This is a genomic window from Antarctobacter sp., from assembly GCF_048262615.1.
Lineage (GTDB): Bacteria > Pseudomonadota > Alphaproteobacteria > Rhodobacterales > Rhodobacteraceae > Antarctobacter.
This window is the reverse complement of record NZ_JBLXFB010000026.1, coordinates 39,621-52,362: the sequence shown is the minus strand read 5'-3', so window position 1 is coordinate 52,362 and position 12,742 is coordinate 39,621. Positions and strand designations below refer to the sequence as shown.

Below are 12,742 nucleotides of genomic sequence, written 5' to 3'. Positions count from 1 at the left end.
TGCTGTTGCGGTCGCCCTTTGGGCTGGCGCTGAATGCAGCGCGGCAGGTGCCAGAGCGGGTGCGGGCCGTGGGGCTGGACCCGTTCCGCCTGCGGCTGGTGGCCTTTGTGATCTCTGGCGCGATCACCGGGTTGGCGGGGGCGCTGTTTGCGGATCTCAACCGGTTTGTGTCGCCCACCATGTTCAGCTGGCAGCTGTCTGGAGAGTTCATCGTCTTCATCATCATCGGCGGCACCGCGCGGCTGTTTGGCCCGGTGGTGGGCGCGGTGTTGTTTGTGGCGCTGGAGCATTTTCTGGGCGGGCTGTCGGACTATTGGCACATCTGGTTCGGGCTGTTGCTGTTGGGGGTTGTGTTGTTCGGCAAGGGCGGGCTGATCGGGCTGATCGCCGGAAGGGGCCGGGTGCATGACTGAGGCTGTTTTGCAGACACGCGGGCTGTTCAAGGCGTTTGGCGCGTTGCAGGCCACGGAGGATGTGTCGATCGCGTTGCGTCCCGGAGAGATCCACGCGGTGATCGGGCCAAACGGCGCGGGCAAGTCGACGCTGATCGGCCAGATCAGCGGGGCGATTGTGCCAGATGCGGGTTCGGTGTTGCTGGGCGGTGTCGATGTCACTGGTCTGACGGTGCCCGCGCGGGCGCGCCGTGGATTGGCGCGGACCTTTCAGATCAGCCAGTTGGCAATGGAGGACACGGTGTTGCAGAACGCGCTGCTGGGCGCGTTGGGGGCGGCGGGGCGGCCCTTTGACATGCTGCGTCCGGTGGCGCGCCGGGGGGCGTTGCGCGACCGGGCAGAGGCCGCTTTGGCGCGGGTCGGATTGGCGGATCAGGCGCGGATGCGGGTGGCGGAGTTATCGCACGGGCAGCGGCGGCAGTTGGAGGTGGCGGTGGCGCTGACGCTGGCGCCGAGGTGTTTCGTGATGGATGAGCCGATGGCGGGTTTGGGCACCGAGGGGTCGGCGCGGTTGACCCGGTTGCTGGACGGGTTGCGCGCGGAGGCGCCGATCCTGCTGGTGGAACACGACATGGACGCGGTCTTTGCCCTCGCCGACCGGATCAGCGTGCTGGTTTACGGGCGGGTGATTGCCAGCGGGACGGTGGATGAAATCCGCGCCGACCCCGCCGTGCGCGAGGCCTATCTGGGGGACGCCGCATGAGCGCGTTGTTGCAGGTCAGCGGGCTGGAGGCGCGGTATGGCAGCAGTCAGGCGTTGTTTGGCGTCGACCTTGAGGTGGCCTCGGGTGAGGTTGTGGCGCTGATGGGCCGCAACGGCATGGGCAAGACCACAACGGTGCGCTGCATCTGCCGGATGATGCGTGCCGAGGGGGAGGTTAGGTTTGACGGTCAGGATTTGCGCCGCCTGCCGTCGCACCGGGCGGCGCGGCTGGGGATCGGGCTGGTGCCGGAGGGGCGGCGCTGTTTCGCGGACCTGACGGTACAGGAAAACCTGATTGCGGCGGCGCGTCCGGGGGCGTGGGATATGGATGCGGTCGGGCGATTGTTTCCGCGGCTGGCAGAGCGCAAGGCGCAGGTGGCGCGGTCGCTGTCGGGGGGTGAGCAGCAGATGCTGGCGATTGGGCGGGCGCTGATGACCAACCCCCGGCTGCTGATTTTGGACGAGGCGACAGAGGGGCTGGCCCCTTTGATCCGGGCGGAAATCTGGGAGGCGATCGGGCGGCTGAAACGTGACAGAGGGCTGGCGATCCTGATCGTCGACAAGAGCCTGAAGGAACTGACAGCGGTGTCGGATCGGGCGGTGATCCTGAACCGGGGGCGCACGGCCTGGACCGGGGCGCTGGACGGGCTGGCGCCGGATCTGGCGCAACAGTATCTGGGCGTTTGACGCTGAGCCTAGTCGCCCCCCGCCGGGCGGATCATGAAATTCCAGCCCGACAGCGCGGGCACCTCGACGTAGCGCGCGCTGGCCCAGCCGGTCACGCCATCTGCGGCAACCTGATACCAGACCCCCTGATCGTCCGCCGCCAAGGTGCAGTCCAAGACCTGAACCGGGGTGCCTTCGGTCCAGCGCGCGACCGGATCTCCCCCCGGCGCGGCGCGGATATTGAGGTTCGAGGCCAGCCGCGCGCCTGACCAATCCAGCCGATTCAACGGCGCGTCGGGGTTGGTGTCGCCGGACCACCGGTACTCTGCCGGTTGCTCCTCTTCGAGGAACCGGTTGCTGGCGTCCCACATGTAATAGCGGCCGGTCAGCCTGCCGCCGTGGCAGCCAAGGCTGTCAGCCAGAAGCGCGCCGGTGGCGCGGGGCAAGGCCCCGCCAGGCCCGAGATAGCCAAATTCATCGCGGGGGGCGGCGCACCAGCCGCCGCCCGTCGAGTCGCGCCCGCACTCCCCGGTCCCCGCGATGCCCAGCGTATCGCCGTCCTGCCATTCGATGCTGCAACCGTCGTTGGCAAGGCGGCGGTCCCCGACGCGTTCGAACAAGGTGGTGAGCGGGGTGTCGTCGGGAAAGCTGCTGCCGATGTCGACCGGCCAGAACTCATAGGCCCAGTCGATCATATCGCGGCCCTGCGAATAGGTCAGGTATTGGCACATGTTCAGCGCATCGCGCTGGGTCAGTCCCGACAGCGCCAAGGGTGTTGTGCCCTTCGGCCCCGCCACCGGCACAAAGTCCATGAACCGCGTCACCAGACCGCCGTGCAACAGCAGAAAGTCGTCCGGGCGGCGATAGTGCAGCGCGTTCTGGACCAGTGCGGACGGCGCGATACCATTGCCGATCAACTGGATGTATTCGGACATGATCTGATAGGTCAGGTCCATCGCCGCCGCGATCTCTGTCTGGCGGGCCTGCTGATCGACGGGCACAAACGGCATGTGAAAGCCCAGCCGCCCGCCCAGTTCGACATAGCGGACCGAATTGCCAGAATCGCGCGGCAGCGCCGCGAGGGCAAAGGCCACGGCGCAGGCGGACATGCATTCGTCACCGTTCAGGACAATCACACCATTCAGGGCCGGATCGCCGTTGCCGGCGCGAAAGAGCCGGAGAAGCTCTCCGATCTGGACGCCTTCGAGAAAATTGCCGCCGGGGCTGTCGAAGACGACGACAAAGGAACTGACCGTTTCTTCGGGGCCGATAAGGTCGGCGAGGCGTTGGGCGTCCCCCTGATCTATCGTGCCGGAGACATGGTATATTTGCAGTCCCTTGCCATAGTAAAAGCCGCCATCGGCCCCGGCGGGCCGCACCACGGGTTCATTGCGGCCGACGTTTGTCCACTCGCCATAGATCGGCCAAAGCTGCGCCAGCCGGGGGCGCAGGTCATCGCGCAGGGTGATCTCGGCGGCCAAGGCCGCGCTGGCCGTCAGGGCGCAAACCGCCATGAGGCAGGACAGGACAAGCCGATTCATTTCACCACGTAGGTGCCAAAGCTGTAGTTCACCGTGCCGCTGTCGAGGGTCACGGAGCCATCCATCTGGCCCTGCCCCAGCGCGGCCACGACCTGCCGCAAGGCGGCCTTGAGCTGGGCGGCGTCGTCCAGATTGGTGGAACTGCACAGATAGCCGATGGTGTGCGGACCCTTTTCGTCCTCTTCCTGAATTTCCAGACCATAGGTGCTGGTCGCCGTGACCTGATAGCGGGTCTGGATCTTGCTGAGTTCGACCTTTTCGAAAATCTCCAGCGGGATCGGCGTCAGTTTGCGGTTGGGCGAAATATCGACAAATGCCGGTGTGCAGGTCTCTGGCACGTCGGCCACGACAGAAAGTTCCTGCCCCACCCCCAGCTCCTTGGGGAACAGGGACATGATCAGCGGCAGCGGCCTTGGCTTGCCGTCCGGTGTCGGGGTCGGCGGCGTCACCTTGAGAACCTTGGAGTTCGCAAGGATCAGGGCCATCGGAATGCCAAAGTTCACGCCGATCTTTTCGATGCCCGAGTTGTGCAGCCCGATCACCTGCCGCGATGAACTGTCGATGATCGGCGACCCGGAGTTGCCGCCCAGCGTATCGCAGAGGTGGCGCAGCCGGACGCCGCCCTGAAACTCTGGCGCGGGGCCAATCGGCGGGCGGGCGGCGCGACAGCCCTCGCGGCTGATGTGCTGGGATTTGCCCAGCGGATGACCGATGATCCAGTAAGGCATGCCTTCGGTCGCTTCGTGATCGCTCAGCGGCAGCGGCGGGAACAGGTCGGTGGGCACGCCCTCCACTTCGAGGATGGTGTAATCCAGTTCGGCGGAGGTTTCGACCGGGTCCGGCTTGACGACAAATCGCTGCGCCTCATCCGCGCGGCCCGGTTCCAGAAACCCCGCAACCCATGTCAGCGAGATCAGTTTCGTGGCCCCGATGCGCGGGTCGGTGAGCACGCCGGGGATGCAGTGGTGATTGGTCAGCAGATGTTTCTCATCGACCAGAAAGGCCGTGCAGGGGTTCTGTCCCGCGTCGTGGACAATCTGCAACATGCCCACCCCGCGCCCGAGTTTGCGGAAATCGGCGTTCTCTGAATAGGTGTTGATCGGTTCGTTGTTGTAGCCTGTGACGCTGACCTCGGTCTGGAATCCGTCCACAGGCACCGGGCCCGCGACAAGCGGCGCGGCAGAAAGCAGGGCTGCACAGGCAGCGGCGGTCAGGCGGGCGACAATGGGCATGGCAATCCTCAGGTCAAAAACAATCCTCGGCCAGAGCATAGCAAAACCATACCTGCGCGCCTCGAAAAAATGCGCTATCTGGAAAATGTCGTGCCGCTCGTCTATAGTGGCAGGCACATTGACGCGGCCAATACGGCCCAACGCCATTTCGCGAAGACCTGAGCCCTTACCTTGACAGAGCTGGACCCCGCCATGACCAAATCTATCCTCCCCGCCCTTGCCCTGCTGACCCTGCCCGGACTGGTCGCCGCGCAATCGACCGTGACGCTGGATTCCTTTTCTCTGGACGACGACCCCAAGCCGAATGCCGCCGCGACAGAGATGCGCGACTGCCTGCTGGACGCCTCGGCCTGCGCCAGCAATGAGTTCGGTGGCGGCGCCAAGTTCACGCTGGACGACGTGGTCAACCTTGGCGTGGTCAAACGCGAGCCCAAGCCGCCCGTCGCGACGGGCACGCCGACCACGGCGATTGCCGTCATCGACCGGACCAAACCCGCGCCTGAGCCGCTGCCGACAATCGACCTTGAGGTGCTGTTTGCCTATGATTCGGACCGGCTGACACCGCAGGCGATGGCAAAGCTGTCGTCGCTGGCCTCGGCGCTGGCGGACCCGCGGCTGCAAGGCAGCAAGCTGGTCTTTATCGGCCATACCGATGGTGTGGGCAGCGCCGCCTATAACCGCGAACTGTCCAAGCGCCGGGCGGATTCGGTGGCGCGCTATGTGCAGTCGACCCTGCGCATGGGCACCTCGCAGATCGAGGCGGTGGGCGTCGGGTTCGACTATCTCAAGAACTCGCATTTTCCCGACGCGGCGGAAAACCGGCGTGTGCAACTGGTGCTGGTGCCGGGCGCCTGAATCCGGCCTTATGGCATGAGAACAGGTTGAAGGGGCCCGCGCGGCCCCTTTTTCGTGCTCGAATCCTTGGCAAAGGGGGCCGCAACCGCAATTTTCTTTCCTCCTCGAAATTTTACCGTTTGATAAAATTTCGACTTGTGGCACGCTGATCTCAGGAAACAGAAGAACAGGGAGAGGCCATGACCAGCCCGCAGACACCCGGCATCACGTCCGGGCGCCTCAGCCAGGAGCAATTGGCGCAAAACTTCGAGGACCTTCACGCCCCCTACGACGGGCATGAGGCGGCGGTGGCGGCGGATCGGTGCTATTTCTGCCATGACGCGCCCTGCGTGACCGCCTGCCCCAGCGACATCGACATCCCGCTGTTCATCCGCCAGATCGCGACCGGCATGTCCGAGGCGGCGGCGCGGACGATCTTTGAGCAGAACATTCTTGGCGGCATGTGCGCCCGCGTTTGCCCGACAGAGACGCTATGCGAAGAGGCCTGCGTGCGCGAAACCGCAGAGGGCAAACCGGTCGAGATTGGCCGCTTGCAACGCTTTGCCACCGACAGCCTGATGGCGCGGCAGGGGCATCCCTTTGCCCGCGCCGCCGCGACGGGCAAGCGGGTGGCGGTTGTGGGGGCTGGCCCGGCGGGTCTGGCCTGCGCGCACCGGCTGGCCATGAAAGGCCATGAGGTGGTCATCTATGAGGCCAAGCCCAAACCGGGCGGGTTGAACGAATACGGCATCGCCACCTACAAGACGGTCGATGACTTCGCCGCGCGTGAGGTCGACTGGCTGCTGGGCATTGGCGGCATAACCATCGAATACCAGCGCTCCTTGGGGGTCGAGGTGACGCTGGCCGGTCTGCGTGAGAATTTCGACGCGGTGTTTCTGGGCATTGGTCTGGGCGGGGTGAACCTGCTGGAGATCGACGGCGGCGCGCTGGCGGGGGTCGAGGATGCGGTAAGCTTTATCTCTGCCCTGCGGCAGGCCGAGGACAAGGCGGCGGTGCCGGTGGGCCGCAACGTGGTGGTGATCGGCGGCGGCATGACGGCGGTGGACGCGGCTGTGCAGGCGAAACTGCTGGGCGCGCAGACCGTGACACTGGCTTATCGGCGCTCGCAGGCCGAAATGCCTGCCAGCCGGTTCGAGCAGGATCTGGCGGCCTCCAAAGGCGTGCATCTGCTGTGCAACGTGATGCCGGTGGCCATGCACGGCGATGGTGCCGTGGCCGAGATAGAGCTGGAATACACGCAGGTCGTGGACGGCCGGGTGACGGGAACGGGCGAGACGCTGCGCCTGCCCGCCGATCAGGTGTTCCGCGCCATCGGGCAAACGCTGGCCCCGGCGGACGGGCTGGATCAGGAGCACCGCAAGATCAAGGTGTCGGACACCGGGCGCACGTCGATGGACGGGGTCTGGGCCGGGGGCGATTGCACGCCCGGCGAAGACCTGACCGTGGTCGCCGTCGCCGAAGGGCGCGATGCTGCAGAGGATATTCATGCGGCACTGACCGGAGCGGCAGGGTAAACCCCGCCCTACAGGGAGACATGTAAATGGCTGATCTCACAACTGACTTTCTGGGCATCAAAAGCCCGAACCCTTTCTGGCTGGCCTCTGCGCCGCCGACTGACAAGGAATACAACGTCCGCCGCGCCTTTGAGGCCGGTTGGGGCGGTGTGGTCTGGAAGACGCTGGGCGAAGAAGGCCCGCCCATCGTCAACGTCAACGGGCCGCGCTACGGCGTGGTCTATGGCGCCGACCGCCGTGTTCTGGGCATCAACAACATCGAGTTGATCACCGACCGCCCGCTGGAGGTGAACCTAGAGGAGATGGCGCGGGTCAAGGCCGATTACCCCGACCGCGCGCTGATCGCCTCGATCATGGTGCCCTGCGAAGAGGCGGCATGGAAAGCGATCCTGCCGCGCGTGGCAGAGACCAACGCCGACGGCATCGAGCTGAACTTTGGCTGCCCGCACGGCATGTCAGAGCGCGGCATGGGGGCCGCCGTAGGTCAGGTGCCCGAGTACATCGAGATGGTGACGCGCTGGTGCAAGCAGTACTATGACCGGCCCGTCATCGTGAAACTGACGCCCAATATCACCGACGTGCGCAAACCCGCAGCGGCGGCGAAAAACGGCGGCGCGGATGCGGTGTCGCTGATCAACACCATCAACTCGATCACCTCTGTCGATCTGGACAATTTTGCGCCGGAGCCGACCATTGATGGCAAGGGATCGCACGGCGGCTATTGCGGTCCGGCGGTCAAGCCCATCGCCCTGTCGATGGTGTCCGAAATCGCGCGCGACCCGGCGACGGCGGGCCTGCCGATTTCCGGTATCGGCGGCGTGACCACATGGCGCGACGCGGCAGAGTTCATGGCGCTGGGCTGTGGCAACGTGCAGGTCTGCACCGCCGCCATGACCTATGGCTTCAAGATCGTCGAAGAGATGAAGCGCGGGCTGTCCCAGTGGATGGACGAAAAGGGCTATCGTTCGACCTCTGATTTCATCGGGCGCGCGGTGCCCAATGTCACCGACTGGCAGTATCTGAACCTGAATTATGTCACCAAGGCGCGGATCGATCAGGATGCCTGCATCAAATGCGGGCGCTGCTATGCGGCCTGCGAGGACACCAGCCATCAGGCGATCTGGATGAAAGAGGGCCGGGTGTTCGAGGTGAACGACGCGGAATGCGTGGCCTGCAACCTCTGCGTCGATGTCTGCCCGGTCGAGGATTGCATCACGATGGAACGGCTGGAGGGCGGCGCGGTGGACCTGCGCACCGGCAAGACCGTGTCGGACGAATACGCCAACTGGACGACACATCCCAACAACCCGATGGCGAAGGCGGCGGAATAAGACAACGGGCGGGGCGCTGAGGTGCCCGGCCCGCCTTGCAGCACCGAACGGGGTGTCAGGCTGCGGTGATCTGGCCATCGCTCGGGGGGCTGTGCTGCGGCACCTGCCCCCCGGTCCGTCGGGACAACGCCCAAGGCGGAGGATACAACTGTGGCCCTTCTCAATATCACGCGCTGGCCGACGGCCCTGATCTTTGTCTTTGCCGGAATTGCAGCCGCCACATTTGCCTTTGTGACGGTCAACCTGTTTTCCCAAGCCATGGCCAGTCTGGACTTTCTCAAGGCCTTTGGCTGGGAGGCGATCCGGCACGGGGCGCTGCGGCAAGTGGCGGAACTGGTGATTTGGGGCGCGCTGTCGCTGTCCTGCTGGCTGTTGTTCAAGCTCTGCGAACATGTTCTGGAGGACCGCTATCTGGACTGGGCGCGCAGATCGCAATCCCCGCGCCGGGACACAGACCGCTAAGGCGTCAGCAGACGCCGGAACAACAGATCCAGATGCTGTTCCGCGCCCGGAAACGGGTCATCGTCGTTCAGAACCGCACGCACCTGCACGTCGAAATCGGCGTAATGCTGGGTCAGCGACCAGACCGAAAACAGCAAGTGATGCGGGTCGACCGGGGCGATGCGGCCCGCGGCGATCCAGCCTTTGATCACCGTGGCCAGCCTGTCGACAAGGTCGCGCAATTCGCCTTCGAGGACGGGCATGATGCGCGGCGCGCCCTGCACGATCTCATTGGCGAACAGGCGGCTTTCGCGTGGAAAATCCCGCGACATTTGCAGTTTTCGGTGGACGTAGGACAGGATTTCCTCGACCGGTTCCCCCTTGGAATCAATGGCTTGCAGCGGGTCCAGCCATGTTTCCAGCAGGTCGCGCAAAAGCGCCTCGTAGATCGCTTCCTTGGAGGGGTAGTAGTACAGCAGGTTGGGTTTCGACAGGCCCGCCTCTGTGGCGATTCGGTCCAGTGTGGCCCCGCGAAATCCGGCCTCCGAAAACACCGTCAAACCGGCCTCAAGGATCTGCTGCCGCTTGGCGCGCTGGATGCGGGTTTGCGGGGCGGTGTCGCCCTCTTGCAGGAATGCCGATTTTTCCGTCATGGGTGCCGCCGCTCGCCTCTTTTCAACGCATCTGCCGGATTTGGCGGCAGGACGCTTGACTGACTACGCTCCTCTGGTAGCGTTCTTTTGACCGATTGGTCAAATCGGAAAGCACCCGCAGCAGACGGGGAAAAGACGGGGAGTTACGCCATGGCCGGACCAGCAGCCAACATGACCATCAACGCCGACCGGCTGTGGGACAGCCTGATGGAGATGGCCAGAATAGGCCCCGGCGTCGCGGGCGGCAACAACCGTCAGACCCTGACCGATGAGGATGCCGAGGGGCGGGCCCTGTTTCAACGCTGGTGCGAAGAGGCCGGGTGCACCATGGGGCTGGACACCATGGGCAACATGTTCGCACGGCGCGAGGGCACGGACCCCGGTGCGCTGCCGGTCTATGTCGGCTCGCATCTGGATACGCAGCCGACGGGCGGCAAATATGACGGCGTGCTGGGGGTTCTGGGCGGGCTGGAGATCATCCGCTCGCTGAACGATCTGGGGATCAAGACGCGGCATCCCATCGTGGTCACCAACTGGACCAACGAGGAAGGCACCCGCTACGCGCCCGCGATGCTGGCCTCGGGGGTGTTTGCCGGGGTGCATACGCAGGACTGGGCCTATGCGCGCGAGGACGCAGAGGGCAAGAGTTTTGGCGCGGAACTGGAACGGATCGGCTGGAAGGGTGACGAAGAGGTGGGCGCGCGCAAGATGCACGCCTTCTTTGAGCTGCACATCGAACAGGGCCCCATTCTGGAGGCCGAGGGCGTGGATATCGGCGTTGTCACCCACGGGCAGGGTCTGTCGTGGACGCAGGTGACGGTGACGGGCAAGGACGCGCACACCGGTTCTACCCCGATGCCGATGCGCCGGAATGCCGGTCTGGGCATGGCGCGCATTCTGGAAAAGGTCGAGGAGATCGCCCTGAGCCACGCGCCGCACGCCGTGGGCGCGGCGGGCCATATCGACGTCTACCCGAACTCGCGCAACGTGATCCCCGGCAAGGTGGTGTTCACGGTGGACTTCCGGTCCCCCGAACTGGCGGTGATCCGCGACATGGAGGCGCGGCTGAAGGTGGCGGCAGAAGAGATCTGCCGCGATATGGAATTGTCGGTGGAGTTCGAAAAGGTCGGCGGGTTCGATCCGGTGGAATTCGACGCGGGCTGTGTGACGGCGGTGCGCAACGCGGCGGAACGGCTGGGCTATTCCCACCGCAACCTGATTTCGGGCGCCGGGCACGACGCCTGCTGGATCAACCGGGTGGCCCCGACGGCCATGGTGATGTGCCCCTGCGTCGACGGGCTGTCGCACAACGAGGCCGAAGAGATCAGCAAGGACTGGGCCAAGGCGGGCGCGGACGTCCTGTTCCACGCGGTGGTCGAGACGGCGGGGATTGAGGGGTGAGCTTCGAGGGTGTTCAAAACGCAGTCCCGGACTTGATCCGGGACCTCGCTCTACGCCTCGAAAGAGGTCCCGGATCAAGTCCGGGACTGCGTTTGCATCTTGTTTACCATGTTTCGCCCAATGTGACGCATGGCGTTCTACACCTACATCGCGGCCTGCAACGCGAACACGGCGATCTACATCGGCGTGACGGGCGATCTGCACAAGCGCATGATGGAACATCATTCGGGCCAAGGGTCCGTTCACACCTCACGATACCGCATCCGCAAACTGGTCTACTACGAGGCGCACGAAAGCCTGCCGGACGCCATCGCACGCGAGCGAAAACTGAAACGGTGGCGGCGGTCGTGGAAAGACGCGCTGATCCAAGAAATCAATCCGAACTGGTCCGACCTGATCATGGACACCTCGTTTCTCTGAGGTCCCGGATCAGGTCCGGGACTGCGTAGCGCAGGGAGACACACCAATGACCACAGTCATCAAGAACGGCACAATCGTCACGGCAGACCTTAGCTGGAAGGCCGATGTTTTGGTCGACGGCGGCAAGATTGTCGAGATCGGCGATAACCTGAGTGGCGACAAGGAGTTGGACGCCACCGGCTGTTACGTCATGCCCGGCGGCATCGACCCGCATACCCATCTGGAAATGCCCTTTATGGGCACCTATTCCAGCGATGATTTCGACTCTGGCACCCGCGCGGCGCTGGCAGGCGGCACCACGATGGTGGTGGATTTCGCCTTGCCCTCGCCCGGTCAGGGGCTGCTGGATGCCTTGCAGATGTGGGACAACAAATCGACCCGCGCGCATTGCGATTACTCGTTCCACATGGCGGTGACGTGGTGGGGCGAACAGGTCTTCAACGAGATGAAAACCGTGATCGAAGATCGCGGCATCACCACTTTCAAGCACTTCATGGCCTACAAAGGCGCGCTGATGGTGCAGGACGATGAGATGTTCGCCAGTTTCCAGCGCATCGGCGAACTGGGCGGCATCGCCATGGTCCACGCGGAAAACGGCGACGTGGTCGCCGATCTTCAGGCGCGCCTTTTGGCCGAGGGCAATACCGGCCCCGAGGCGCATGCCTATTCCCGCCCCCCGCAGGTCGAGGGGGAGGCCGCCAACCGCGCCATCATGATTGCCGACATGGCGGGCGTGCCGCTCTACATCGTTCACGTGTCCTGCGAAGAGGCGCACGAGGCGATCCGGCGCGCGCGCCAGCAGGGCAAGCGCGTCTGGGGCGAGCCACTGATCCAGCACCTGACGCTGGACGACAGCGAATATGCGCATCCCGATTGGGACCATGCCGCGCGCCGCGTCATGTCCCCGCCGTTCCGCAATGCCAAACATCAGGACAGCCTCTGGGCTGGCTTGCAGTCCGGATCGTTGAGCGTTGTGGCCACCGACCACTGCGCCTTTACCACCGAACAGAAACGCTATGGCGTCGGCGATTTCACCAAGATCCCCAACGGCACCGGCGGTCTTGAGGACCGGATGCCGATGCTGTGGACCCATGGGGTGGAAACCGGTCGCCTGACAAAAGAGGAATTTGTCGCCGTCACCTCGACCAATATCGCCAAGGTGCTGAACTGCTACCCGCGCAAGGGGGCCATTCGCGTCGGCTCGGACGCGGATATCGTGGTCTGGGACCCGGCGAAGACCAAGACGATTGCAGCCGCGTCGCAGGTGTCCGCCATTGATTACAACGTGTTCGAGGGCAAAGAGGTCAAAGGCCTGCCGCGTTACACGCTGACACGCGGGCAGGTCGCGGTGACCGACGGTGTGCTGACCTCAGAGGAAGGCCACGGCAAGTTTGTCGAGCGCCGGGGCGGCACGCCGACCAACACCGCTTTGAGCACTTGGAAGGAACTGACCGCGCCGCGTCCGGTAAAACGGTCGGGCATTCCGGCAAGCGGGGTGTAGGTTTGGCGCGTCTCGGGGACATTGGGTTGGGGG

The 12,742-nt window shown here is 64.5% G+C and carries 13 protein-coding genes; 10 read left to right on the top strand and 3 right to left on the bottom strand.

From position 1 onward, the window contains the following. From ACN0S5_RS20285 to ACN0S5_RS20275, 3 genes are all read left to right on the top strand, one after another. Positions 1–413, top strand: a 413-nt coding sequence (locus tag ACN0S5_RS20285; RefSeq protein ID WP_417210748.1) for a branched-chain amino acid ABC transporter permease, incomplete at its 5' end; no start/stop codon positions are given. Continuing rightward, positions 406–1,155, top strand: coding sequence for an ABC transporter ATP-binding protein (locus ACN0S5_RS20280; RefSeq protein ID WP_417210747.1), 750 nt, complete (start codon positions 406–408; stop codon positions 1,153–1,155). The genes ACN0S5_RS20285 and ACN0S5_RS20280, both read left to right, overlap by 8 nt. Beyond that, complete coding sequence (locus tag ACN0S5_RS20275) at positions 1,152–1,841, top strand: ABC transporter ATP-binding protein (protein WP_417210744.1); 690 nt, start codon at positions 1,152–1,154, stop codon at positions 1,839–1,841. The genes ACN0S5_RS20280 and ACN0S5_RS20275 overlap by 4 nt, the downstream gene beginning before the upstream one ends. Before the next feature lie 8 nt (positions 1,842–1,849). Here ACN0S5_RS20275 and ACN0S5_RS20270 read toward each other — a convergent pair whose 3' ends face one another. Both ACN0S5_RS20270 and ACN0S5_RS20265 read right to left on the bottom strand, forming a co-directional pair. Beyond that, a complete protein-coding gene (locus ACN0S5_RS20270) occupies positions 1,850–3,361 on the bottom strand; it encodes an SH3 domain-containing protein (RefSeq protein WP_417210743.1) in 1,512 nt (503 codons plus the stop codon). Then, entirely contained in the window at positions 3,358–4,593 is a 1,236-nt protein-coding gene (locus ACN0S5_RS20265) for a trypsin-like serine peptidase (RefSeq protein ID WP_417210741.1), read from the bottom strand. Before ACN0S5_RS20265 ends, ACN0S5_RS20270 begins: the two co-directional genes overlap by 4 nt. A gap of 192 nt (positions 4,594–4,785) precedes the next feature. Here ACN0S5_RS20265 and ACN0S5_RS20260 point away from each other — a divergent pair, with 192 nt between their 5' ends. From ACN0S5_RS20260 to ACN0S5_RS20245, 4 genes are all read left to right on the top strand, one after another. After that, positions 4,786–5,448: an OmpA family protein gene (locus tag ACN0S5_RS20260; RefSeq protein WP_417210739.1), complete on the top strand. Its 663-nt coding sequence runs from the start codon at positions 4,786–4,788 to the stop codon at positions 5,446–5,448. A gap of 179 nt (positions 5,449–5,627) precedes the next feature. Beyond that, on the top strand, positions 5,628–6,962 hold the full coding sequence (locus ACN0S5_RS20255; protein WP_417210738.1) for an NAD(P)-dependent oxidoreductase: 1,335 nt from the start codon (positions 5,628–5,630) through the stop codon (positions 6,960–6,962). A gap of 26 nt (positions 6,963–6,988) precedes the next feature. Continuing rightward, a complete protein-coding gene (preA, locus tag ACN0S5_RS20250) occupies positions 6,989–8,293 on the top strand; it encodes an NAD-dependent dihydropyrimidine dehydrogenase subunit PreA (RefSeq protein WP_417210736.1) in 1,305 nt (434 codons plus the stop codon). Between the two features lie 150 nt (positions 8,294–8,443). Beyond that, positions 8,444–8,755 (top strand): hypothetical protein, encoded by a 312-nt coding sequence (locus tag ACN0S5_RS20245; protein ID WP_417210735.1) that lies wholly within the window; start codon positions 8,444–8,446, stop codon positions 8,753–8,755. On the opposite strand, the gene ACN0S5_RS20240 is transcribed toward ACN0S5_RS20245, so the two are convergent. Continuing rightward, positions 8,752–9,387: a TetR family transcriptional regulator C-terminal domain-containing protein gene (locus ACN0S5_RS20240; RefSeq protein WP_417210733.1), complete on the bottom strand. Its 636-nt coding sequence runs from the start codon at positions 9,385–9,387 to the stop codon at positions 8,752–8,754. The genes ACN0S5_RS20245 and ACN0S5_RS20240 overlap by 4 nt on opposite strands. 150 nt (positions 9,388–9,537) lie before the next feature. Here ACN0S5_RS20240 and ACN0S5_RS20235 point away from each other — a divergent pair, with 150 nt between their 5' ends. The 3 genes from ACN0S5_RS20235 (at position 9,538) to hydA (ending at position 12,709) form a co-directional block, all read left to right on the top strand. After that, the gene (locus ACN0S5_RS20235; protein WP_417210730.1) at positions 9,538–10,788 is read left to right on the top strand and encodes a Zn-dependent hydrolase; all 1,251 of its coding nucleotides are present in this window, start codon (positions 9,538–9,540) and stop codon (positions 10,786–10,788) included. Between the two features lie 129 nt (positions 10,789–10,917). Then, complete coding sequence (locus tag ACN0S5_RS20230; protein WP_417210727.1) at positions 10,918–11,208, top strand: GIY-YIG nuclease family protein; 291 nt, start codon at positions 10,918–10,920, stop codon at positions 11,206–11,208. 46 nt (positions 11,209–11,254) lie between these two features. Beyond that, positions 11,255–12,709 carry a dihydropyrimidinase gene (hydA, locus tag ACN0S5_RS20225; RefSeq protein WP_417210726.1) on the top strand — a complete coding sequence of 485 codons (1,455 nt, stop codon included), beginning with the start codon at positions 11,255–11,257 and terminating at the stop codon, positions 12,707–12,709. Positions 12,710–12,742: the final 33 nt, after the last annotated feature.